General features: G+C 72.2%; 17 protein-coding genes and 1 pseudogene. 12 read left to right on the top strand and 6 right to left on the bottom strand.

Annotated elements, in window-relative coordinates:
* Positions 1–64: 64 nt before the first annotated feature.
* The 3 genes from ASF49_RS04235 to ASF49_RS04225 all read left to right on the top strand — a co-directional run bounded on the left by ASF49_RS04235 (position 65) and on the right by ASF49_RS04225 (position 3,089).
* The gene (locus ASF49_RS04235) at positions 65–481 is read left to right on the top strand and encodes a hypothetical protein (protein ID WP_056468282.1); all 417 of its coding nucleotides are present in this window, start codon (positions 65–67) and stop codon (positions 479–481) included.
* Positions 482–550: 69 nt separating this feature from the next.
* A complete protein-coding gene (locus tag ASF49_RS04230; protein WP_082510845.1) occupies positions 551–1,870 on the top strand; it encodes a GNAT family N-acetyltransferase in 1,320 nt (439 codons plus the stop codon).
* A gap of 58 nt (positions 1,871–1,928) precedes the next feature.
* Complete coding sequence (locus tag ASF49_RS04225; RefSeq protein WP_056468280.1) at positions 1,929–3,089, top strand: M20 aminoacylase family protein; 1,161 nt, start codon at positions 1,929–1,931, stop codon at positions 3,087–3,089.
* Between the two features lie 36 nt (positions 3,090–3,125).
* On the opposite strand, the gene ASF49_RS04220 is transcribed toward ASF49_RS04225, so the two are convergent.
* Positions 3,126–4,472 (bottom strand): cytochrome P450, encoded by a 1,347-nt coding sequence (locus tag ASF49_RS04220; protein WP_056468644.1) that lies wholly within the window; start codon positions 4,470–4,472, stop codon positions 3,126–3,128.
* Between the two features lie 66 nt (positions 4,473–4,538).
* On the bottom strand, positions 4,539–8,495 hold the full coding sequence (locus ASF49_RS04215; protein ID WP_056468277.1) for a PAS domain S-box protein: 3,957 nt from the start codon (positions 8,493–8,495) through the stop codon (positions 4,539–4,541).
* Between the two features lie 222 nt (positions 8,496–8,717).
* Here ASF49_RS04215 and ASF49_RS04210 point away from each other — a divergent pair, with 222 nt between their 5' ends.
* From ASF49_RS04210 to ASF49_RS04180, 7 genes are all read left to right on the top strand, one after another.
* Positions 8,718–9,218 (top strand): glutathione peroxidase, encoded by a 501-nt coding sequence (locus tag ASF49_RS04210; protein WP_056468273.1) that lies wholly within the window; start codon positions 8,718–8,720, stop codon positions 9,216–9,218.
* A gap of 345 nt (positions 9,219–9,563) precedes the next feature.
* Entirely contained in the window at positions 9,564–10,292 is a 729-nt protein-coding gene (locus ASF49_RS04205; protein ID WP_082510843.1) for a sigma-70 family RNA polymerase sigma factor, read from the top strand.
* Positions 10,293–10,703: 411 nt separating this feature from the next.
* The gene (locus ASF49_RS04200; RefSeq protein ID WP_056468641.1) at positions 10,704–10,931 is read left to right on the top strand and encodes a hypothetical protein; all 228 of its coding nucleotides are present in this window, start codon (positions 10,704–10,706) and stop codon (positions 10,929–10,931) included.
* A gap of 152 nt (positions 10,932–11,083) precedes the next feature.
* Positions 11,084–12,130 (top strand): hypothetical protein, encoded by a 1,047-nt coding sequence (locus ASF49_RS04195; RefSeq protein WP_056468638.1) that lies wholly within the window; start codon positions 11,084–11,086, stop codon positions 12,128–12,130.
* Between the two features lie 73 nt (positions 12,131–12,203).
* The gene (locus ASF49_RS04190) at positions 12,204–13,358 is read left to right on the top strand and encodes a hypothetical protein (protein ID WP_056468267.1); all 1,155 of its coding nucleotides are present in this window, start codon (positions 12,204–12,206) and stop codon (positions 13,356–13,358) included.
* A gap of 71 nt (positions 13,359–13,429) precedes the next feature.
* Entirely contained in the window at positions 13,430–14,218 is a 789-nt protein-coding gene (locus ASF49_RS04185; RefSeq protein WP_056468265.1) for an alpha/beta fold hydrolase, read from the top strand.
* A 24-nt stretch (positions 14,219–14,242) separates the two neighbouring features.
* Entirely contained in the window at positions 14,243–16,264 is a 2,022-nt protein-coding gene (locus ASF49_RS04180; RefSeq protein ID WP_243214714.1) for a PAS domain S-box protein, read from the top strand.
* An 8-nt stretch (positions 16,265–16,272) separates the two neighbouring features.
* On the opposite strand, the gene ASF49_RS04175 is transcribed toward ASF49_RS04180, so the two are convergent.
* Positions 16,273–17,256 (bottom strand): cation diffusion facilitator family transporter, encoded by a 984-nt coding sequence (locus tag ASF49_RS04175; protein ID WP_056468259.1) that lies wholly within the window; start codon positions 17,254–17,256, stop codon positions 16,273–16,275.
* 284 nt (positions 17,257–17,540) lie between these two features.
* Here ASF49_RS04175 and ASF49_RS04170 point away from each other — a divergent pair, with 284 nt between their 5' ends.
* Positions 17,541–17,987 carry an HIT domain-containing protein gene (locus ASF49_RS04170; protein WP_056468256.1) on the top strand — a complete coding sequence of 149 codons (447 nt, stop codon included), beginning with the start codon at positions 17,541–17,543 and terminating at the stop codon, positions 17,985–17,987.
* Between the two features lies 1 nt (position 17,988).
* Here ASF49_RS04170 and ASF49_RS04165 read toward each other — a convergent pair whose 3' ends face one another.
* The 3 genes from ASF49_RS04165 to ASF49_RS04155 all read right to left on the bottom strand — a co-directional run bounded on the left by ASF49_RS04165 (position 17,989) and on the right by ASF49_RS04155 (position 21,020).
* Positions 17,989–18,399: a PilZ domain-containing protein gene (locus tag ASF49_RS04165; protein ID WP_056468635.1), complete on the bottom strand. Its 411-nt coding sequence runs from the start codon at positions 18,397–18,399 to the stop codon at positions 17,989–17,991.
* 248 nt (positions 18,400–18,647) lie between these two features.
* Entirely contained in the window at positions 18,648–18,875 is a 228-nt protein-coding gene (locus tag ASF49_RS04160) for a hypothetical protein (RefSeq protein ID WP_056468253.1), read from the bottom strand.
* Positions 18,876–18,941: 66 nt separating this feature from the next.
* Positions 18,942–21,020, bottom strand: a complete 2,079-nt coding sequence (locus ASF49_RS04155) for an NAD(+) synthase (RefSeq protein ID WP_056468249.1) — start codon at positions 21,018–21,020, stop codon at positions 18,942–18,944.
* A 400-nt stretch (positions 21,021–21,420) separates the two neighbouring features.
* On the opposite strand from ASF49_RS04155, the pseudogene ASF49_RS22905 reads away from it, so the two are divergent.
* Positions 21,421–24,206, top strand: a pseudogene (locus ASF49_RS22905) (DNA translocase FtsK); the annotation flags it as partial.
* Position 24,207 lies beyond the last annotated feature (1 nt).

Genomic DNA, 24,207 nt, shown 5'->3' with positions numbered 1-24,207 from the left:
CTCGACGTCGCGCGTGATCTCGCGGGGCCGGCGAGCCCCGGGTCCGGCCCGCCGTCGCAGGTCGGTGTCGACGGCCTATTATGCCCTGTTTCACGCCCTGCTGCGGCGGGCCGCCGACGAGTTCGCCGGTTCTGGTCATCGGGACGCAGCCCATTACGCGCTCCTGTATCGGGCCTTCACCCATGGCCGGATGAAGCAGGTCTGCGAGGAGATCGACAAGCCGAACCTGCGCGCGGGATACCGCGAGAAGCTGCAGCGGACGGCGGTGAGCGTCCCGATCCGCTATCTCGCCACCGCTTTCGTCGAGCTGCAGGAGGCGCGCCATCAGGCCGATTACGATCCCCAGGCGACGATGAGCGACGCGGATGCACAGCGCGCCTGCGGGCTCGCAGCGTTCGGAATGACGATGCTCGCGGGCGCCGACCCGGCCGAATTACGGGACGTCCTGTCCCTGATGATGTTCGACCAGCAGCGCCGCTAGTCCTCTGCGACGGCGCGGGGCCCGCGCCACCCTTGGCCCGCCGGGTCCCGGGGACTAGATTGCCCGGCGATGAACAGTCCCGGCGAAACACCTCTTCCCGGCGCGACTCCCGCCGGCGAAGCACCCGGCGCTCCGGCCGAGTCCGAAACCGTTCTGCAGGTGCGCGCGGTACCGGGTCTGGCCGGGATCCCGGCGGAGCAGTGGGATGCCTGTGCCACCTCGGCCGAGACCCTCGCGGGGGGCGACGAGACCCACAACCCCTTCACCTCGCACGCCTTCCTGTCCGCCCTGGAGGATTCGGGCTGCGTCTCGCGCAAGACCGGCTGGCTGCCCCTGCACGTGGCGGTGGAGCGGGAGGGCCGCCTCGTCGGCGTGGCGCCCTGCTACCTGAAGTCCCACAGCCAGGGTGAGTACGTCTTCGACCATGGCTGGGCCGACGCCTACGAGCGGGCGGGGGGCAGCTACTACCCGAAGCTGCAGGTCAGCGTGCCCTTCACCCCCGTCACCGGCCCGCGCTTCCTGATCGCGCCTGGGCAGGACGTGAACGAGGCGGCCTCCGCGATCGTCGCCGGCCTGCGCGCCCTGCGCGCCGAGACCCAGGCCTCCTCGATCCACGTCACCTTCATGCAGGAACGCGAGTGGGTCCAGGCCGGAGCGCTAGGCTTCCTCCAGCGCGTCGACCAGCAGTTCCACTGGGACAATGCCGACTACGCGACCTTCGAGGATTTCCTCGGGGCGCTGGCCTCCCGCAAGCGCAAGGCGATCCGGCGCGAGCGCCGCGACGCCCTGGCGCCCGGCATCACGGTCGAGCACGTCACCGGCGCCGACCTGACCCCCGCCCACTGGGACGCGTTCTACGAATTCTACGCCGATACCGGCGCGCGCAAGTGGGGCCGGCCCTACCTGAACCGCAGGTTCTTCGGCCTGCTCGGCGAGCGCATGCCCGAGCGGGTGCTGCTGGTGATGGCCCGGCGCGAGGGCCGCTACGTCGCCGGTGCCATCAACCTCATCGGGGACGTGGCCCTCTACGGCCGCAACTGGGGCTGCGTCGAGGACCACCCGTTCCTGCATTTCGAGGTCTGCTATTACCAGGCCGTCGACTTCGCCATCGCCCGCGGGCTGAAGCGGGTCGAGGCGGGCGCGCAGGGCGAGCACAAGCTCGCCCGGGGCTACCGCCCGGTCCTCATGCACTCGGCCCACGACATCGCCGACCCGGCCCTGCGCCGGGCGGTGGCCGATTACCTGGCGCGCGAGCGCGAACACGTGCTGGAGGCCGCCGAAGTCCTCGACACGCTGACGCCGTTCCGGCGGGAATCGCCGTCGGAATCATCCGACGAGCCGGCATCCGACTTGCCTAGGGCCGCACCGGAGGCGAACCCTTCCGGGTGAGGACGACCCTCCGACCCCGCACCGCCCGCCACCGGGCGCGAGAGCCCAAGGACGATCCGTGAGCCCCATCGACCGCATCAAGACCTTCGCCGACGATCTCGTGGCGATCCGCCGCGACTTCCACGCCCATCCCGAGCTCGGCTTCGAGGAGGTCCGCACCTCCGGCATCGTCGCCGCGGAGCTGGCGCGCTACGGCATCGCCGTCCATCGCGGCATCGGCGGCACCGGGGTGGTGGGCGTGCTCGAGGGCCGCACCGGCTCCGGCCGGCGCATCGGCCTGCGCGCCGACATGGACGCCCTCCCGATCGAGGAGGAGACGAACCTGCCCTACCGTTCGACGGTGCCGGGCAAGATGCACGCCTGCGGCCATGACGGCCACACGACGATGCTGCTGGGGGCGGCACGCTACCTCGCCGAGACCCGGGACTTCGACGGCACCGCCCTGTTCGTGTTCCAGCCGGCCGAGGAGGGCCAGGGCGGCGCCCGCGCGATGATCGCCGACGGCCTGTTCGAGAAGTTCCCCTGCGACGAGATCTACGCGATCCACAACCAGCCCAACGGCCCGCACGGCAAGATCAAGCTGCGTCCCGGACCGGCCATGGCGGCGGCGGACTTCTTCGACATCCGCATCACCGGCCGCGGCGCCCACGCGGCCCAGCCGCAGCAGGGCATCGACCCGATCGTGGTGGGCTCCACCCTGGTCCAGGCGCTCCAGTCGATCGTCTCGCGCAACGCCGACCCGCTCAAGAGCGCGGTCCTCTCGGTGACGCAGTTCCACGCGGGCGCCGCCTACAACGTCATCCCGGAAGGCGCCCACATCACCGGCACGGTGCGGACCTTCGACGCGGACCTGCGCACCCTGGTCACCACCCGCATCCGCGAGATCGCCGCGGGCCTCGCGACCGCCTACGGCGCCACCATCGACGTCGGTATCCGCGACGTGTTCTCGGTGCTGATGAACAGTCCGGAGCACGCGGCGGCGGCCGCCGACATCGCCCGCGAGCTGTTCGGCCCCGAGGGCGTCGACGACCAGTCGAAGCCGCGCATGGGCAGCGAGGATTTCGCCGACATGGTCGCGCGGGTGCCCGGCGCCTATGCGTGGATCGGCTCGACGCCCGGCCCCGGCCTGCACAATGCGAGCTTCGACTTCGACGACAGCATCATTCCCCTCGGCTCGGCCTTCCTCGCCCGCCTCGTGGAGCGGCGCACCGCCGCCTGACGCGGAAGGACCCGCCGACGCGAGGGGCCGGCCGCCTCACCCCCGCGGCTGCAGATGGAAGCGCGGGGCGTGGTCGGGCTGGGTCGTGACCACCGCGGAGGGCAGGACCGGGCGGTCCCCGCTCAGGCCGAGACGGAAGCGCCGGACGAGCCGGGACAGGGCCTGCGTCGCCTCCAGGAGGGCGAATTGCGCGCCGATGCAGATCCGCGGGCCGGCGCCGAACGGCAGGTAGGCGAAGCGCGGCACCGGCGCCGCGCCGGGCAGGAACCGGCCCGGGTCGAAGGCGTCCGGATCGCGCCAGAGCCGCCGATGCCGATGGAGCACCCAGGGCGCCACGATGACGAGGTCGCCGGCCGCGACCGCGTGCCCGCCGACCGTGTCCGGACCGCCGGCCCGGCGGGTGATCATGAAGGCGGGCGGGTACAGCCGCAGAACCTCGTCGAGGACGGCCCGCGTCAGGGTCAGGGGGGCCGCCTCCCCGGCGACCCGCGCCTGGAGCCCCGGCGCCAGCATCAGGAGATAGGCGGCCCAGAACAGCGCCACCGCCGTGGTCTCGTGGCCGGCGAGGATCATCGTCGCCACCTGGTCGCGCAGCTCGACCGGGGTCAGGCCCTGCCCCGTCTCCGGGTCGCGCACCGCCATCAGGAGATCCAGGAGATCCCGCGCGGGTCCGTCGTCGCGGGGCTGGGCCGTCCGCGCGGCGATGATCGCGTCGAGCACGGGGAACCAGTGGCGGCGGAAGCGGGCGCGCAGCAGGTCGTGCGGGCTCGGCCAGGGCAGCGGCAGCAGGAAGTCGAGGAGGTACGGCCGGCCGAGCCGCGCGTTGTAGCGGGTCAGGAGGTGGCGCAGGCGCGCCGCGTGCGGACGCAGGTCGACCGAGAACATCGTCCGGCCGGCGATCTCGATGGCGAGGTGCTGCAGGGCCGTGAACAGGTCGACCGGGCCGCGAGCGGCCTGGCCCGCGAGGTCGTCCAGGGCCTCGTCCACGGCGGCGTGGATGTTCGGCAGGAGGGCCTCCACGGCCCGCGGCGTGAAGGCGGGCGCCAGGATCCGACGCTGCCGGCGCCAGGCCGCGCCCTCGCTGAGGAACAGGCCGTCGCCGACGAGGGGACGCAGGATGCGGGTCAGCGTCCGGGTGCGCAGGTAGTTCTCGTGGTTGTCGACGAGCACGTGCCGGATCGCGTCCGGGTCGTTGACCACGAAGCGGGTGCGGCCGAGGAACGGCCGGTGCGAGATCGGCTCGTCATAGGTCCGGCGCGGCCAGATCCCGATCGCGTTGGTGCTGAGCGCCCGGAGCGATGGCAGGAAGCCGAGATCCGTCTCCGGCGGTTCCGGCCTGGCCGGCACCACCCGGTCCGGATTCGAGGCGGCAAGACGGCTCATGGACACCTGCGGATGCAAGGGACGGAGCGCGCGAATACTGAATTCGACACCGATCGAGGGTCGGATTCAAGCGAGATCATAGAGTGACGACATCGCAGGACAAGCCGGATGTTTGGCGTATCTTGGTCGGCCCGCCGAAACGGCCATCCGCCGCCGCGCCCTGCCGGCCGCCCGCCCCGGGCGGCCGGGGCTCAGGAGGCGCAGGACGTCCGGTCGGTCTCCGGCGACGCGCTCCCGTCCGAGGAGCCCTCCGCCCGCGCCCGCAGGGCCAGCGCCGCGTCCCGGGTGCGGCGGCAGAGCGAGCGGGCCTGCTCCAGCGAGGGGCCGGAACACCTCCGGCCCCTCGCTGGCCACGCGCTGCTCGTGGAAGCTCTCCAGGACCCGGCAGGCGTCGGACGGCGCCGAGAAGCCGAGCATGCCGGTGGAGGTCGCGAGGGTATGGGCCTCGAAGCGGATCTGCTCGCGGTCCTCGGCGGGGTCGCCGCCCGCGCGGAAGCTCCCGGCGAGCTCGTCGCCCAGCGCCTCCAGCAGACCGGCCAGGCGCTCGGGGCTGACGAGGGCCGCGGCCTCGTCGTAGGTCCGCTGGTCGAGGAGGCCGGCCTGGATCCCGGTCCAGCGCGCGGCGTCGGTCGCCGCGGACGACGCCGTTCCGGCACCCCGGGCCAGCCACTTGTCGATCAGCCGGTAGAGCCCCGCCCGCTTGAAGGGCTTGCCGATGTGGTCGTCCGTCCCGGCCGCCCGGAAGGTCTGGACCTGGTCCGCCAGCACGTTGGCGGTCATGGCGATGATCGGCATCGTCGAGGCGGTCGTGCCGAGAGCCCGGATGCGGCGCGTGGCGGTCATGCCGTCGATGCCGGCCATCTGCACGTCCATCAGCACGAGGTCGTAGCGGCCCTGCGCCACCGCCCGGATCGCGGCCTCGCCGTCGGCGACCACGTCGACGGTGTGGCCCCCGACCTCGAGGACGGAGCGCGCCATCTCCTGGTTGATCAGGTTGTCCTCGACGAGGAGCAGGTGGCCGGAACGGCGCGCCGCCGGTGCGTCCATGACCAGGGCGATCGTCCGCGCCACCGCGCCACGCGGCAGCCGCACCGAGAACCAGAACGTCGCGCCGATGCCGGTCTCCGAGAGGACGCCGACCTCGCCGCCCATCAGGTCGACGAGCTGCTTGCAGATGGCCAGTCCCAGGCCGGTGCCGCCGAAATCCCGCTCGATCGAGCCGTCCACCTGCGAGAAGCGCTTGAACAGGCGGTCCTGCTTGTCCTTGGCGATGCCGATGCCGGTGTCGGACACGCTGAAGCGTAGGCGCTCGCCGGCCTCGGTGGTGCCGCCGTGCTGGACGCTCAGGGTGACGGAGCCGCGCCGGGTGAACTTGATCGCGTTGTTCAGGAGGTTGAGGAGCACCTGCCGCAGGCGCGCCTCGTCGCCCACCACGCCCTTGGGCAGGGCCGGGTCGATCACCGCCCGGACCTCGAGGCCCTTCTGGTCCGCCGCGCCGCGCACGATCGCGAGGCTGTTGTAGATCAGGGCCCGCGGGTCGAAGGCCTGCCGGTCGAGTTCGATCGCGCCGGCCTCGACCTTGGAGAAGTCGAGGATGTCGTTGACCACCGTGAGCAGGGACGCGCTCGACGTGCGTACCAGCTCGGCCTGGCGCCGCAGGTCGTGGGGCAGGCGGCCGGAGGCGACCATCAGGTCGGTGAATCCGACGATGGCGTTGAGGGGCGTGCGGATCTCATGGCTCATGGAGGCCAGGAACTCCGTCTTGGCCGCGCTGGCGCGCTCCGCGGCGGCCTTGGCGTCGGCCAGGGCCTGCGCCTGCGCCCGGCGCTCCGAGACGTCGCGGAAGGTCGCGACGATGGTCGGCTCGTTCGCCTCGGCGTCCGGGATGCGCCGGAACACGCCCGCGACCCAGATCCAGCCCCGCGCCTTGTGCCGCGCCCGGTATTCGCAGGTCGCCTCCGCCCGGCCTCCGACCAGGGAGCGCGTCGCCGCGTGGAGCCGGCCGAGATCGTCCGGATGGACGTAGTCGCCGAGCCGCATCGCGCCGAGTTCCTCGGGCGTGTAGCCGAGGAGGCGCTCGGAGGCGGGCGAGATGTACGAGCGCCGGCCGTCGTCGTGGCCGAGCATGATCAGCTCGCCGGTGTTCTCGGCCAGCAGGCGGAAGCGGTGCTCGCTCCGGCGGATGCGCTGCTCGGCCTCCACCCGGGGCGTGATGTTCCGGGTCGAGGCGACGCAGCCGACGGTCCGGCCCGCGGCGTCCTGGATGACCCGGTAGCCGACCTCCACCCAGATGTAGGTCCCGTCCTTGCGCCGGTAGCGCTGGCGCTTCAGCGCCTCGGTCCGCCGGCCTTCGGCGAGGTCCGCCAGCAGGGCGGACACCCCGGGCCGATCGTCCGGGTGGACCCCGTCGATGGGCTTCGTCCCGACCAATTCCTCGGGCTCGTAGCCGAGGAGGTCCCGGCAGGCCGGCGAGACGTAGCGGCGGGTGGTGTCGAGGTCGACCTGGACGATCATGTCGCGGGTGTGGTCGGCGAGCAGCCGGTAGCGCGCCTCGCTGTCGATCACCGCCTGTTCGGTCTGGCGCAGGTCGGTGACGTCCATGACGGTGCCGAACACCGCCGTCGTGGCGCCTTCCGCGTCCTGCTCGCACAAGCCCCGGCAGACGACGTCGCGCGGGCATCCGTCGCCGGTGACGATGCGGGCCGAGAACGAGAAGCTCCGGCCGGTCTCGATCGCATCGGCGACGCAGCGCGCGACCCCGTCCCGATCGTCCGGGTGATAGGCCGCGATCGCCGCGTCGAGGGAGGGCGGCCCCTCCCCGGGGGCGCGGCCATGGATCCGGTACACCTCGTCCGACCAGTACAGGCCGTGCCCGGGCAGGCCGATGCGCCAGTGCCCGATATGGGCGATCTGCGCGGCGAGGCTGAGCAGGCGGTTGGCCTCCTGCGCCTGGCCCTCCGCCTGGCGAGCGACGATCTCCTTCTCCGCCAGGGTCTCGTTGGCCCGCGCCAGGGCCGCCCGCTGCCGGCTGCCGCGCTCCAGGCCCCGCAACAGGACGAGGAGCACGCCCAGCAGCAGGACGGTCACGACGCCCCCGGCCACCCGGGCGTGCAGGCGCTCCTCGGCGAGCGGCGCCAGGATCTCGTCGAGGGACTTGCCGACATTGACGAGGAGCGGCAGCGGCCCGACGGAACGGTAGCCGTAGATGCGGGTGACGTGGTCGTAGGGGCTCGTCATCCGGAACGCGCCCGAGGTCCTCTGCCGGAACTGCTGGAAAAGGTCGCCGGGGATGTCGAGGGTGCGGGTATTCAACTCGTACATGCCGACGGTCTGCGGCGAGCGGGCGCGCAGGAACCCGTCCGTGCCGATCAGGGCGATGCTGCCCTTCATCCCGAGATCGAAGGCCTTGAACTGGCTGGCGAGATAATCGGGATCGATCGACGTGACGATCACGCCCGCGAAGCTCCCGTCGGGATGGTTCAGCCGCCGCGCCGTCTGGAGGACGTAGGTGCCGGAAATCCGCCCCTTCAGCGTCCGGTCGATGTAGAGGCCCTGGTCGGGGCTCGTCGCGAGAGCCTTGAAGTACGCCCGGTCGCGGACGTTGATGCGCGGCACGGTGGGAGGCAGCGGCGTGCGCGCGTAGAGGAGGTCCCCCTGCTCGTTGAACAGGGACATCTGGTGAACGACGTTCTCGAGGGAGGTCGCGCGCCGGAGCCAGGCGTGGAAGTCGAAGGTCTCCGGATCGCGGAGGAAATCCTCCGCGATGAAGCGCATGACCTGGTCGACACCGACGACGAGGCGCTCGACATGCTGCTCGACCCCGATCGACAGATTGACGACGTCGCGGGTCGCCTTGTCCTGGACGGAGAGTTCGCGCAGGCGCAGGTGGTAGGACAAGCCGACCCAGACGAGGGCGACCGTGAGCAGGCCGGTCACGAGCACGAGGAGCTGGAGGGCATCGACGGCCGGGCGCAGCCTCGGCAGGGAGGCCCCGGCACGGTCGTGGCGGAGAGAGGTCGACATCCGGCGGTTCGATCCCGAAGGCAGCACCCACCCGCCCCGGTCGGGCCCGATCCTGACGGCCCTGCGATTCGCGTGTTCCTGCGTTAGATCAAGGAATGGTCGGCAAAATCCAATCACTTCTCTCGAACGGGCCGCGGCCGGCCCTCGGCGGCGCAGGCTTGCCGACCGGGGCGGCGCGGCCGTAGGAGAAGGCCCCCCCCGCACGCCGCACGGTCGCATTCCATGGACAGCCTGCACGACCTGATCCCGAGGGCGGCCGATGGGGCGCCCTACCCGCTGGCCCAGCACCGGGGCCAGGTGATCCTGATCGTCAACACCGCCTCGAAATGCGGATTCACGCCGCAATATGCCGGGCTGGAGGCCCTGGCCCGGAAGTACCGGGCGGACGGCCTCGTGGTGCTGGGCTTTCCCTGCAACCAGTTCGGCGCCCAGGAACCGGGGGATGCGGCCGAGATCGCCCGGTTCTGCAGCCTGACCTACGACGTCAGCTTCCCCGTCCTCGCCAAGGTCGCGGTGAACGGCCCGGCGGCCGACCCGGTCTTCGCCCACCTGACCAGGGCGAAGCCCGGCCTCCTCGGCAGCCGCGCCATCAAGTGGAACTTCACCAAATTCCTGGTCGGCCGCGACGGGCGGGTGATCGCCCGCTACGCCCCGTCGACGAAGCCCGAAACCCTGGAGGCCGCCATCGCGGCCGCCCTGGCGGAGCCCGCACCCGCGCCTTAGCGCGGCGGCGCCGGGAGGACGCGGGCCGGGGGCCGGTTGGCGGCCATCCCCAGCCGGCGGACGCGATCGGCGGCCAGGGTTAGGAAAGTGCTGACGCGGTCCGACAGGCCAGGCAACCGCCTGAACCGACAGGCTCGCCACCGGAACCGCGCGCCGGTCCGCGGGATCCCTCCGCCCGGCCGCGGCCCGACCGGCCCGGTGCCCCCGCCCCTGCGGACCCCGTCGCTCGCCGATCCGGTAAAGAATTCGTTAGCCGGCGTTCAGGCTTGGTATGCCAGAAACTCCCGATCGCATTGCCGGATCGTCCCGGTTTGCGGTGCGATCCGCGGGAGGTGGGGAATCGGCATGGCGGCAGGAAACGGGCGACGGGCATCGGCGAACGGGGAGGGCGGCACCGCGCTCGCATCGGGCCGGGCGGAATCCGGCCGGACGATGCCCGAGGCGGTGCGGGCGCATCTCGGGTCGGAGCTCAAGGCCTTCTACGCCGCGATGCTCGCCGAGACGCAGCCGGCGGCCCTGCTCGACCTGATCGCCCGGCTGGAGGCCCCCCCGCCCGCGGCTGCGGATTTCCGCGCCGCGCTGCTCGAGGCGCTGCCGAGCCTGCGCGCCTTCGCGCTGTCCCTCGCCATCGCCCCGACCGCCGCCGACGACCTCGTGCAGGAGACGCTGCTGAAGGCATGGGCGAACCGGCACCGCTTCGAGCCGGGGAGCAACCTGAGGGCCTGGCTCTGCACCATCCTGCGCAACCAGTTCTACACCGAGTGCCGCAAGCGGAAGCGCGAGGTCGAGGACGCGGACGGCGTCCTGGCCGCGAAGGTGGCGGCGCCGGCCGCGCAGGAGGCCAGCAGCGACCTGCGCCGGGTCTGGCAGCATCTCGGCCGGCTGCCGGCCGCCCAGCGCGAGGCCCTGGTCCTCGTGGCGGCACAGGGCATGACCTACGAGGCCGCCGCGGCGCTGATCGGCTGCCAGGTCGGCACCATGAAGAGCCGCGTCAGCCGGGCGCGGGCTTTCCTGATGGGCTCCCTCGGGATGGAGGCGCGCCCGTCGGCGTCCTCCGCATCCTCCTCCACCTGATACGGCCGGCGCACGAGGGCGCCGCCGGGACGTCTCGCCGGCCCGTGCCGGCGGGCACCGCCCGGCAGCCAAGCGACAGGGCCGAAGCGGCGCGAGTCCTGCCCCCGCGGAGCGGGATCGGTCCGGTAGGAGCGTCGTGCCGAGGTCTCGGCGGTGGTTCCGGCGGCACTCCGGCCCGGTGCCCGCCCCGGAAGGCCCGCCGATCCCGTATGCCGGCGGCCTGAGCCCGGTCTTCGCCGTGCCGACATCTTTCGAACTGCCGGCGCCGCGGGCGGTTCGAGCTTTGCATCGCGCGGATCGATCTTTAGCGTGGATCGGTCTGTAGCGTGGATCGGTCTTGCCGTCTGCGCCGTTGCTTCTGCCATGCGCGGTCTCGGCGATGCCGTCGCCACCGTCCGCAGGGACCGATCCATGACGAACGCCCGGACCTACCGCGTGACCCTGGAGACCCGCGACGGGCGCCGCGTCCTGACCGCGGCGGCGGAGCGCGAGGCCGCCCTGATGGCGGAATCGGTCCTGCGCCTCTACGCGGGCCAGACCCTGACGGTGGGCTTCAGCGTCGCCTGCGCCGATCCGGAGGCGCGCCGTCGCATCGCCCACTACCTGACCGACGTCGCCCTCGAACTCGAACTCGCCTGACTGGATCGTCCGGCATATTCACCATCGACGCTGCCTGCCCACACGCATCGGCGCCGAGCGGGGGGCTCGCTTCGGCGAGAATGCGCTATAAGCCGAGCCGACGGATCTCGAGCGCGGCCGCCAGCCGCAAGGCCCACCACCAAGTCGGACGCATGCGGTTCTCGATCAATCACGACACCGGCGACTCGATTCGGGGCTGGATCGCTCCGGACAATCCCCTGGCGATCAGCCGCGTGGTGGTCTCCATCGGAGGTCGGCGCGTCGCCGAGGTGGCCGCCAGCGAGAGCCACGAGGAATTCGTGAAGGCCGGCTGGCACTCGACGGGCCAGTGCATCTTCCAGCTGACGGACGCGGAGGTGCCGGGTCTGGCCATGACCCCCCGCCTGGAACTCTACGATTCCGACACCAACGTGCTGGTCTATCGCCGACTACCCGAGGACAGCGTCCTCCCGCAGCGGGTCATCCTGCTGAACACCAGCGTCCGGCAGGATGTCGGCCTCGAAGCCGCCCTGTTCCCGTTCTTCCGACAATCCTACTTCAACCTGCACAAGCTGCCGGAAGACACCCTGTCCAATATCCTCGGCGACCGGATCCTCACGTCCTGCCTGCTGTCGGGTGGCGTCGGCGTGCCCCGCTACGAGCATTTCTTCGCCGACCGCGGTATCATGACCGCGATGCTCGTCTCGGACCCCTACGTCGAGATGGCCACCCGCCTCCTGTGGCTGCAGAGCCGGTCGGAATCCGCGGCCGACCCGGCGAACCGGTGGCGGTACGGGACCCTGGCCGAGAGCGCGGCCTTCACGGCCGCCTACGATTTCACCGACGCCAAGAGCATCAAGCGCTTCCTGCGGATGCTGCCCGAACCGGCCTATCGGCTGCTCTACAATCCGCTGACGCGCCAGCTCGGGATCCGGATGCCGGACGACAACCTCGGTCCCGGAAACTCGATCGTCGCCATCGAGGTCCTCGCCCGCATCGACGTCATCGGCCACGCGAGCCGCTACGATGCCTTCGTCGCGACCCTGTTCGACCGCATCGGCGTCGAGCCGAAAGTGGTGACCCCGCCGGGGGTCTCGGACCGGACCCTCGCCCTGGCGGATCGCCTGCGCGGCGTCCGGGAAGCGACCGAGATGATCGTCTTCGACAGGGCCATCGCGGAGGCCGTCGAGAACTCGGTCGCGCGGGTGTGGACTGCGTGACGCCGTCTCGTCGGGACCTTTCGTGACCCTTCCGCCGCCACGGGCGGCCGGGACAGATTGGGTGAAGCAAGCCATGTCGGCAGCGCGCAGGGCCACAGATGCCGGAGCCGGTCCGATCCCCGACCTGGTCGAACGGCTGGGCGAGTTCCGCAGTCTCGGGGTGAACTGCGAGTTCGGGTTCGTGCAGCGCTACAGCGGGGCGGAGCCGTCCGGCCTTCTGCGGTTCGCCTACACGCCGATCGAGTCCCTGATCCACGGGCTCCGGACGAACTTCGAGGCCTACGGGTCGCCCGGGGACCTGCATGTCTCCGAAACCCCGGAGGGGCACTACTATTGCGCCAGCCGGCGATACGCGATCTGGAACAACACCGGTTACGCGGTCGGTGCGATCGATCCGGAGATCCTGCTGGAGAAGGAGTACGGGCGCGTCGCCCATCTACGGACCCGGATGCTGTCCGAACTGGCCAGCGGCGCGAAGATCCTCGTGCGGAAGTTCGGCCCCGAGGATTCGGAGGCGACGTTCGCGGAGCTCACGGAGGCCATCTGGGCGCACGGGCCGTCGACCGTCCTGCGCGTCGTGGAGCACGGCCCCGACTGGCAGCCCACGCCCGTGCGACGACTGTCCGAGCAGCTGCTGGAGGGGGCCGTCCGGCGCTTCGCCCCCCGGGAGCGCGCCTATGCGGTCGATCTCGAACCGTGGGTGCGGGTCTGCGACAGCGCCTATGCGGCCCGGCACGGTCTTCGGGAAGCGGACCTCTACGAGGGCCGGGCGACCCCGGTCTCGTTCCCGGACAGGATCCGCCGGCACCAGGGGAAGGATCGCGCACCCCTGCTGACCGCCTTCACGAGGGGCGTCGACCCGGCCGCCTTCGAGGGCACGAAGCTCTACACCTTCGCCGCCTGGGTCTGGATCCCGGACGGCTGCGCGGCCACCCGCATCCTCGCGGCGGCTGGCAACGACATCGCGGGCCACCAAGATGCCGACCTGACGATCCGCAACCGCTGGCAGCGGGTCTGGGCCTCGGGCCGCTTCCGCCCCGCCGCCGAGCGGGCGCCCGTCGGGCTGGGGATGATCGGAACGGACACGGACCGTTTCTACTCCTGGGGTGGCGCGCTGCACGAGGGCCCCGTGCCGCCGCCCGCCGCGCCGCCCGCCTTCCCCGTCAGAGCCTCGCCCTTCTGGCGCGTCCTCGAACGGGCGCGCTCCGTCACGCGCCGGTTCCCCTGAGGTGCGGCACCGGCCGCGCGCATCGTGGCGCGTGGCGTGCTACGGGGTGGGGCGGCGGGAGGAGTCGGGGCTTGTCGATCATCGGGCGGCACAACGTGAAGCAGGCGGGGACCGGCGAGACCGCCATGGTCTTCGCCCACGGCTTCGGGTGCGACCAGAACATGTGGCGCGCCGTGGCGCCCGCCTTCGCGGACCGCTTCCGCACGATCCTGTTCGACCATGTCGGCGCCGGCGGCTCCGACCTCGCGGCCTATGATCCCGACCGGTACGCCAGCCTCGACGGCTACGCCGACGACGTCGTCACCCTGGCCCGGGCGCTCGGCGTCACCGGCGGCGTCTTCGTGGGCCACTCGGTGAGCGCCATGGTGGGCATCCTCGCGGCCAAGCGCGCGCCGGAGCTGTTCGACCGCCTCGTCCTGGTCTGCCCCTCGCCGCGCTACATCGACGAGGGCGACTACGTCGGCGGCTTCAGCCGGGCGCAGGTCGAGGAACTCCTCGACTTCCTCGACAGCAACCACATGGGCTGGTCGCAGGCCATGGCGCCGGTGATCATGGGCAATCCCGATCGCCCGGAGCTCGGTGGCGAACTCGTCAACAGCTTCTGCCGCACCGACCCCGACATCGCCCGCCGCTTCGCCCGGACCACCTTCCTGTCCGACAACCGGGCCGACCTCGCGGACGTGACGGCGCGCTGCCTGGTGATCCAGTGCGCCGAGGACGTGCTCGCGCCCCGGGAGGTCGGCGAATACGTGCACCGGCACCTGCGGGACAGCGCCCTCGTCCTCCTCGACGCCACCGGGCATTGCCCGAACCTGAGCGCCCCCGAGGCGACGGTCGCGGCGATCGAGGCCTTCCTGTGAGCGGAGTATCTGCGTGAGGACGGCGTGGCGGACCCGTTGACCCCCGGCCCCCCGGAAGGGGGCGCACCGGCCGCGGAGGCCGACGACCTCGAGGACCTCTTCGAGAACGCCCCCTGCGGCTACGCCTCCGCCCTGCCGAGCGGGCGCCTGACCCGGGTCAACCGGACCCTCGCGGCCTGGACGGGCCACGCGGCCGGACAGCTCGTCGGGCGCCGGTTCCTCGACCTCCTGAACATCGCCGGCAAGATCTACTACGAGACCCACTTCGCGCCCCTGCTGCGGATGCAGGGCTTCTTCCACGCGGTCACCTTCGACCTCGTGCGCGCCGACGGGACGACGCTGCCGGTCCTCGTCAACGCGGTCGTCCGCCGGGACGAGGCCGGGGCCGTGCGGTTCATCCGCATCACCGTGTTCAACGCGTCCGACCGGCGGCATTACGAGCGGGAGCTCATCGAGGCCCGGCGCGCGGCGGACGCGGCGACGGCGGCGCTCCAGGCACTCAACCTCACCCTGGAGGCGCGGGTGGCCGCGCAGACGGCCGAGCGCGACCGGGCCTGGCGCCTGTCGCAGGAACTGCTCGCCGTCGCCCTGCCGGACGGCATCCTGGAGAGCGTCAACCCGACCCGGACCAAGCTGCTCGGCTGGCGCGCCGACGAACTCCTGGGCACCTCGGTCGTCGACTACACGCATCCGGACGACCTGGAGGCGACCCTGGCCGCCTTCGCCGGGATCCTGAGCGAGCCCCTGACCGCGCCGCACGAATCCCGCTTCCGGCACCGGGACGGCACGTATCGCTGGTTCGCCTGGACGGCCGCCTTCGAGGCGGGCCGGATCTACGCCTCCGGACGCCACACGACCCTCGAGCGCGAGCAGGCCGAGGCCCTGCGCCAGGCGCAGAAGATGGAGGCGGTGGGCCAGCTCACCGGCGGCCTCGCCCACGACTTCAACAACCTCCTCGCGGGCATCGCCGGCTCCCTGGAGATGATGCAGAACCGCATGCGGCAGGGCCGCCTCGGCGACGTCGAGCGCTACATGGCGGCGGCCCAGGGGGCGGCGCGCCGGGCCGCGGCCCTGACCCACCGCCTCCTCGCCTTCTCGCGCCGCCAGACCCTGGATCCCCGGCCCACCGACGTGAACCGCCTGGTGGCGGGGATGCACGAGATGATCCAGCGCGCGGTCGGACCGGGCATCCAAATCGAGGTCGTCGGCGCCGCCGGCCTCTGGACCGCCCTGGTGGACGTCTCCCAGCTGGAGAACGCCCTCCTCAATCTCTGCATCAACGCCCGCGACGCCATGCCGGAAGGCGGACGCATCACGATCGAGACCGCCAATGCGTGGCTCGACGCCCGTGCGGCCCGCGAGCGCGACATGCCGGAGGGGCCGTACCTGTCGCTGTGCGTGACCGACACCGGCACCGGCATGCCGCCGGAGGTGGTCGCGCGGGCGTTCGAGCCCTTCTTCACCACGAAGCCGCTCGGCGAGGGCACGGGCCTCGGCCTGTCGATGATCTACGGCTTCGCCAAGCAGTCGGGCGGGCAGGTCCGCATCCATTCCACGCCGGGCCAGGGCACCGCGGTCTGCCTCTACCTGCCCCGCCACCACGGCGCGGCCGCGGACGAGGAGGCGGCCGCGGACGCCGCGACCCTGACCCGCGCGGCGCAGGGCCGGACGGTTCTGATCGTGGACGACGAGCCCACGGTGCGGATGCTGGTGCACGACATCCTGGGGGACCTCGGCTGCACCGCCATCGAGGCCGGCGACAGCGCGGCCGGCCTCAAGGTGCTGCAGTCGGACGTGCGCATCGACCTCCTCGTGACCGATGTCGGCCTGCCCGGCGGCATGAACGGCCGCCAGATGGCGGATGCCGCCCGCGCGCTGCGCCCGGACCTGAAGGTGCTGTTCATCACCGGATACGCCGAGAACGCCGTCCTCAACCACGGTCTGCTCGGCCCCGGTATGGCGGTGGTGACGAAGCCGTTCCCGATCGAGACCATCGCCGCGCAGATCCGCGCGATGATCGCGGATGCCCGGCCGGGCGGCGGGTAACGAACCCCTCAGGCGTTGGCGGAGGCCGGCGCGGCGCCCAGCGCGTCGGGGGCCGAGGCAGCGCGGGCCTGGACCTCGATGAACACCCGCGTCACGTCGGGGCTGCGGGCCTTCAGCCGGGCCTCGACCCGGGCGACCATGGCCTCGATCTGGCCGGCGCTGAGATCGTCGTCCATGTCGAGGCTGACGTTGACGAGGACGTCGGAGGGGCCGAGGTGCTGGGTCAGCACGGTGTTGACGTGGTGCACCCCCGCCTCGTCGCGCACCACCGCGCGGATCGCCGCGACGAGTTCGGGATCGGCGGCCTCGCCGATGAGCAGGCCATGGGTCTCGACCATCAGGAACGCCGCCATCCCGATCAGGATCAGGCCGATGCCGATGGAGGACCAGCCGTCGAGGGCGGGCATGTCGAGGACCCGGGCCAGGATCACGCCGGCGAGCGCCACCACGAGGCCCATCAGGGCGGCGACGTCCTCGGCCAGCACCGTGAACAGGGACGGGTCCTTGCTGCGCCGGATGGCGGCGAGCGGCGGACGGCTGCCCTTCTCGGCCCAGAACGCCCGCAGGGCCACGAAGCAGGAATAGCCCTCGGCCATCACCGAGAAGCCCAGGATGGCGACGTTCACCCAGAAGCCGGAGACGGGATAGCCCCAGACCACGGCGTCCGCCGAGGGTTCCGGGTGCTGGAGCTTGTGGATGCCCTCGTAGACCGCGAAGGCGCCGCCGCCGAGGAAGATGAACAGCGCGACGATGAAGGCGTAGAAGTAGATCTCGCGGCCGTAGCCGAACGGGTGCGTCGCGGTGGCGGGCCGCTGGGACCGCTTCATGCCGACGAGGAGCAGGATCTGGTTGGTGGTGTCGACCACCGAGTGGACGCCCTCGGCCAGCATCGCCGAACTGCCGGTGAGGAAGGCCCCGACGAACTTGGCCGCCGCGATGGCGAGGTTGGCCCCGGCCGCGGTGTAGATGGCGCTGGTGCTCTCGTGGGCCATGCGGGACGGGTCTCTCGGGCTCTGGGGCGGGTGCGCGGTCCCGGCGGGCGCGCCTCCGGCCGCGCGTCCGGCCAAGCGTCGCGGGTCAAGCGTCGCCATTGGGGGGCAAAGCGCAGGCAACGCGCGGAGGCCCCGGAAGGTTCGCCGCCTCCGGATGATTCCGGCGCCGCGTTCGTGCGGCGCCCGGCACGGGGCCGGATCGACCCCGCCCGAGGTGGACGCGGCGCGTTGCCCTGTGCATCGTGCGCGCCGGAACGCACGCGCCAGAACCGGAGCCGGCTGCCTTGACCGAGACGCGCCCAACGCCCGCCTACGATCCCGACAACATCTTCGCGAAGATCCTGCGCGGGGAGATCCCGGCCGAGCGGGTCTACGAGGATGCCGACACCCTCGCCTTCATGGACGTGATGCCCCAGGGGGACGGCCACACCCTGGTGATCCCCAAGGCCCCGGCGCGGGGCCTCCTCGACGCCGACCCGGACGCCCTCGCGGCGCTGGCGCGGACGGTGCAGCGCGTCGCCCGGGCGGTGAAGGCCGCCTTCGCGGCCGAGGGCCTCACGGTGTTCCAGTACAACGAGCCGGCGGGCGGGCAGACGGTGTTCCATCTCCACGTCCACATCGTGCCTCGCTTCGAGGGCGTGCCGCTTCGGCGCCACACCGGCGGCATGGCGGACCGGGCGGTCCTGGCGGAGCACGCCGCGCGCATCCGGGCGGCCCTCGCGGCCGGCTGAGTCAGGCGGCGCCGCTCACCGGCGGGCTGGCGAGGAGCCGGCGCAAGGCGGCGTTCTCGGCCTCGAGTTCGCCGATCCGGCGCACCAGGGCGAGCATCGCGGCGGCATCGTCGGCCGGGGCCGGCGGAGCCGCCGTGGGCACGGGGACGGGCGCCGGCGCGGCCTCGTCCACGAAGGTGATGCCGATGCCGTCGGCCCGGCGCCAGCACAGGGTGGCCCGGTAGGTCCGGTCCTTCTGCGGGATGTAGAGGTCGAAGCTCTCGGGCAGCGTCGAGGTCTCGCTCAGGGCGAGCCGGGCGCCGGACGGGGACAGGTCCCGCACTAGGCAGTCCATGCTCGAGGCACCCTTGTTGAAGACGATCCGCCCCTTGAGGAAGGTTCTCAGGCGCGATTCCCTGCGATGCTCCGACATGCCGTGATGCTCCACCATGGGTCGGTCTCCGACTCCGCGTCCCACGCGGCGCACCCTGGCACGGCGCCCCTTAAGGAATGTTCGCCGCGATGCGCGAGCGGGCAAGCGCCGCAGGCCCCAAGCCAAGCGCCGCAGGCCTCGATGGCAAGCGCCGCAGGCCCCAAGCCAAGCGCCGCAGGCCTCAATGGCAAGCGCCGCAGGTCTCCAAGCCAAGCGCCGCAGGCCTTCAGTGCGAAGCGCCGCAGCCCTCAGTGAAAGCGGCTGTCCATGGTCTGGAACAGGTAGAATCCGTTGAAGCGCACGGCGGTCTCGGCCGCGCGGTCGTCGAAATCGGCGGGCGCGTCGCCGATCGCCGCGAGCTTGCCGCCGAAGGCCCAGCAGCCGTTCCCGAGAAAGGGCGGCACGGCGCGGCTCTCCGGCACGGCGCAGCACAGGCCCTCGACGCTCCTGAAGCAGAAAACGTTGTAATTCTGCATCGGTCAATCTCCGATTCGCCCACCCAAGCTACGCCCTAAGCAGGCAATCGGACAGCACTGTGTCGATCAGGTCTCCGGAACGTTGCGGGCCAGCTCCGCGAGCCAGGGCGCGGCGCTTCCATCGGAGGGCGCGCGCCAGTCCCCGCGCGGTGACAGGGCGCCGCCCGCCGAGACCTTGGGCCCGTTGGGCAGGGCCGAGCGCTTGAACTGGCTGAAGCCGAAGAAACGCGTCAGGAAGACCGCGAGCCAGCGCCGGATCTCGGGCAGGTCGTAGGCGCCGCGCTCGGATTCGGGGAAGTCCGGCGGCCAGGCTCCGGCCTCCGCGTCGCTCCAGGCGTGGAGCGCCAGGAAGGCGATCTTCGAGGGCGGGAAGCCGTAGCGCAGGGTGTAGAACAGGGTGAAGTCCTGCAGCGCGTAGGGACCGATCACCCCTTGCGTGCTCTGCGGGGCCGCGCCCGCCGCCACGGGCACCAGTTCGGGCGAGATCTCGGTGTCGAGGATCGCCCGCAGGGTGGCGCCGACGTCCGGGGCGAACTGGCCCGAGCCGATGACCCAGCGGATCAGGTGCTGGATCAGGGTCTTGGGCACGCCGGCATTGACGCCGTAATGGCTCATCTGGTCGCCGACGCCGTAGGTGCACCAGCCGAGCGCCAGCTCCGACAGGTCGCCGGTGCCGATGACGATGGCGCCGTTCTGGTTGGCCAGCCGGAACAGGTAGTCGGTGCGCAGGCCGGCCTGCACGTTCTCGAAGGTGACGTCGTAGACCGGCTCGCCGCGCCCGAACGGATGGTCCATGCCCTTGAGCATCACGGTGGCGGCCTCGCGGATGTCGATCTCGCGGGCGGTGGTGCCGAGGGCCGTCATCAGCGCGTGGGCGTTGGCCCTGGTGCCCTCCGAGGTGGCGAAGCCCGGCAGGGTATAGGCCAGGATGTGGTCGCGCGGGAGGCCGAGCCGGTCCATGGCCCTGGCCGCCACGATCAGGGCGTGGGTGGAATCGAGGCCGCCCGAGACGCCGATGACGACCTTCTTCGTTCCCGTCGCCTCCAGGCGCTGGGCGAGGCCCGCCACCTGGATGTTGTAGGCCTCGTAGCAATCCTGGGCGAGCCGGGCCGGATCGGCGGGCACGAAGGGGAAGCGCTCGACGGTCCGCTTCAGCCCGAGGTCGCCGGCCGGCGGATCGAGCCGGAAGGCCACCCGGCGATAGGCGGCCTTGAGCGGCGCGGCCCGGCCCGAATCGTCGAAGCTGCCCATCTGGAGCCGCTCCTGGGCGAGGCGGCCGAGGTCGATATCGGCCAGGGTCATCACGGGCTCGGGCGAGAAGCGCGGCCCCTCGGCGAGGCGCACGCCGTTCTCGTCGATGCTGGTCTGCCCGTCCCAGGACAGGTCGGTGGTGGATTCGCCGGTGCCGGCGGCGGCGTAGACGTAGGCGCAGAGGCCGCGCATCGAGGCGGCCCGCGACAGCATCGCCCGGGATTCCGCCCGGCCCACCGTGATCGGGCTGCCCGACAGGTTGGCGAGCACGGTGGCGCCGGCGAGCGCCGCGTCGGTGCCGGGGGAGGCGGGGACCCAGAGATCCTCGCAGATCTCGATGCCGAGCACGAGGTCGGGCAGGTCCGCGGCGGCGAACAGCAGGTCGGTGCCGAACGGCGCCTCCAGGCCGGCGACCCGGAGGGTCTCGCCCGCGATGCCGGCGCCGGAGGCGAAGTGGCGCTTCTCGTAGAACTCCCGGTAGGTCGGCAGGAAGCTCTTCGGAACCACCCCGAGGATGCGGCCGCGATGGATGGCGAGCGCGCAATTGTAGAGCCGATGGCCCCAGCGCAGGGGCGCGCCCACGACGAGGACGGGCTGGAGCGCACCCGATTCCGCCACGATCCGGGCGATGGCCGCCTCCACCGCGTCGAGCACCGTCACCTGCAGGAACAGGTCCTCGATGGCGTAGGCCGAGACGCAGAGCTCCGGGAACACCGCCACGGCGACCCCGGCGCGATCGCAGGACCGGGCGAGGGCGAGGATCGCCTCGGCGTTGCGGGCGGGGTCGGCCGGGTGGCTGCGGCCGGTGCAGGCGGCGACCCGGGCGAAGCCGTGCCGGTAGAGGGAGCGGAAGCCGGGATCGGCCGAGGGACTGGTCGCCGAGGGACTGGACAAGGGGCGGGGCTCCGGGCTGGTCGCGGCGGCACCTTAACCCCTGCCGCCATCCGCCTCCAGCGCAAGGGTTAAGCGCCGTGCCGGGGCGGTGCCGGGGCGCTCCGCAGGGAGGCCGGCCGAGCGGGCCGGGCGAGGGGGCTTCGGGTTCGGAGGACGGGTTCCGTGGTCTTCGCGAAGGCGATCGCGCGCCGTTCGCGGGGTCGGATCAAGCGTCTGTTAACGACGATGCCCCTAACTCAGCGCTGAACCGCGCCGCTCCCGGCGGCGGACCCGTTTTGAGTACATCCGGCCAATCATGCGCGCATCGGGACGGCTCCCCTACTCCCATCGTGATCCTTCGCGCCCCGTTCGCGGCGGCGACCGTCTCGGCCTGTCGATCGGCGCCCTGGCGCACCGGTTGATGAACCTGCGGGCGACCCTCTCGCGCCGCCTCGCCGGTCCGCCGCAGCGGCAGGACTACACCGTGGCGGCCACCCGCCCGACCCCGAGCTGGATGACGAGCCCGCAGGCCCTGGTCGGCCGCAACGAGGTCGGCCTCGCCTTCCGGCCCGCCCCCGCGATCCAGGCCTGGCCCGCCCAGGTCTTCGACGACCGCGCCACCCTCGACATGATCCCGAGCCGCGCCGCCCCCGCGGCCCGATTCGACGACGCCCTGACGGAGGCCGATTCGCCCGCCCCGCGGGTCCTGATCCGGACGCCGCGCCGTCCGGCCGCGATCATGGCGGAAGCGGGCGAGGCGCCCGCCTACGCCGCCCCGGCTCCGGCCGGCCCGGCCGTGCGCTACACCCGCACCCCCGATCCGGTCCTGCACGAGCGGCGCCAGCGGGCGCTGGACGCCGAGCGCGCCGCCCGCGCCCAGGCCCATGCGGAGGCCGAGGCCGAGGCCCTGCGGCTCCAGGCCGAGCAGGACGCGCGCCGCTTCGAGGCCGAGGCGCAGGAGCGCGCCGCCCTCGCGGCGCAGGCCGAGGCCGAGGCCCTGGCCGCCCAGGTGCCCGAGCCCCTCTGGCGCCAGCCCTTCGTCGCGCCCCCCGGCGTGCGCTTCTTCCGCAGCCCCGACCGGCGCCAGGTCCGCCCCGATACCGAGGCCGCCGCGCCCGCGCCGGAACCCGAGACCGGTCACGCCGAGACCGTTCAGGCGGAGGCCGCTCCGGTCGAGACCCTTCACGCCGAGACCCTTCATGCTGAGACCGCCGTGATCCCCGACGACCGCGACTGGTCGGACGTGCCGGACTGGTCCGAGGTCCATGCCTGGTTCGACGGGCGCGACGGCGCCGCGCTCGACGCCTGGTCGGCGATCCAGGCCGAGCCCGCGCCGGCGCCGGCGGCTCCTGAAAGCGTGGCGTCCGAGGCCGGCATCCTCCCGGCGGACGCGGCCGTCGAGGCGCCGGCCCGCGCCGCCTACCGCCTGGAACACCTCGTGCGGTTCGAGCCCTTCGGCCCGCCGCGTCCGGTCGAGGGCCAGGACAACGCGGTTCCGGGGGCCGCGCCGGTCCGTCCGGCCCCGCTCCACGCCATGGCCGCCCGCGCGGCGATCCGCGCGGGCCGGACCACGGTCCCGCCCGCCGCCCCGGTGGTCGCCGCTCCGATCCCGGCCCCCTCCCCTGCCCTGCCGGAGGCGATGCCGTTCGTGCCCGTCGCGGCCTTCGCGCCGGTCCCCGTCGCACCTGTCCCCTTCGTGCCGGCGCCCCGGGCGGCCGAGCCCGCCTTCGTGCCGACCCCGATCCCGGCGCGACCGGTGCTGCTGCGCAACCCCAAGGGCCTGTCCGCCCCCGAGGAGGCCGAGCCGTCCGCGTCCGTCGCCTCGACCGGTCCGGTCGACGCGCCGGTCCCGGTCGAGGCGCCCGTCGCCGAGGCGGAGGCGGCCGCGGTGCCGGAGGCTCCGGCCGTCCACATGCCGCGCGCGATCCTGCCCGAGCGCCCGCTCCTCATCCCCGCCGGCCGGCACGTGCCGATGTCCTTCGTGGAGAACGCCGACTACGAGCACCCCGCCCTCGACCTCCTGGCCGAGCCGCCCCCGAACGACACGGAGGAGGTCGATGCCGACGTGCTGGAGCAGAACGCCCTCAACCTCCAGCAGACGGTCCAGGATTTCGGCGTGCGCGGCGACATCCTGGCGGTGCGCCCCGGCCCGGTCGTCACCCTCTACGAGCTCGAGCCGGCGCCCGGTACCAAGTCGAGCCGCGTGATCTCGCTCTCGGACGACATCGCCCGCTCGATGTCGGCGGTCTCGGCCCGCGTCGCCGTGGTCCCGGGCCGCAACGTCATCGGCATCGAGCTGCCCAACGACACCCGCGAGACCGTCTACCTGCGCGAGCTCCTCGCCTCGGCCGATTTCGGGATGAGCAAGCACAAGCTCGCCCTGTGCCTCGGCAAGAACATCGGCGGCGAGCCGATCATCGCGGATCTGGCCAAGATGCCCCACCTGCTGGTGGCCGGCACCACGGGCTCGGGCAAGTCGGTGGCGATCAACACCATGATCCTCAGCCTGCTCTACCGGATGAAGCCGGAGGAGTGCCGCCTGATCATGGTCGATCCCAAGATGCTAGAGCTCTCCGTCTACGACGGCATCCCGCACCTGCTCTCCCCCGTTGTCATCGACCCGAAGAAGGCGGTCATCGCCCTCAAATGGGCCGTGCGCGAGATGGAGGAGCGCTACAAGAAGATGTCCAAGATCGCCGTGCGCAACATCGACGGCTACAACGCCCGCATGGCGGAGGCCCGGGCCAAGGGCGAGGTGATCACCCGCGAGGTCCATACCGGCTTCAACCGCGAGACCGGCCAGGCCGTCTACGAATCGTGGTCGACGAGATGGCCGACCTGATGATGGTGGCGGGCAAGGACATCGAGGGCGCGATCCAGCGTCTGGCCCAGATGGCGCGCGCGGCCGGCATCCACCTGATCATGGCCACCCAGCGCCCCTCGGTCGACGTGATCACGGGCACGATCAAGGCCAACTTCCCGACCCGGATCTCCTTCCAGGTCACGTCGAAGATCGACAGCCGCACGATCCTGGGCGAGATGGGCGCCGAGCAGCTGCTGGGCCAGGGCGACATGCTGTTCATGGCCGGCGGCGGGCGCACGACGCGCGTGCACGGGCCGTTCTGCTCGGATGCGGAGGTCGAGAGCGTGGTCGCCCACCTCAAGCGCCAGGGCCGGCCCTCCTACCTCGAGGCCGTCACGGCCGACN

It is taken from the genome of Methylobacterium sp. Leaf104 (assembly GCF_001422885.1).
GTDB lineage: Bacteria > Pseudomonadota > Alphaproteobacteria > Rhizobiales > Beijerinckiaceae > Methylobacterium.
This window is presented reverse-complemented; position numbering and strand designations above follow the sequence as displayed.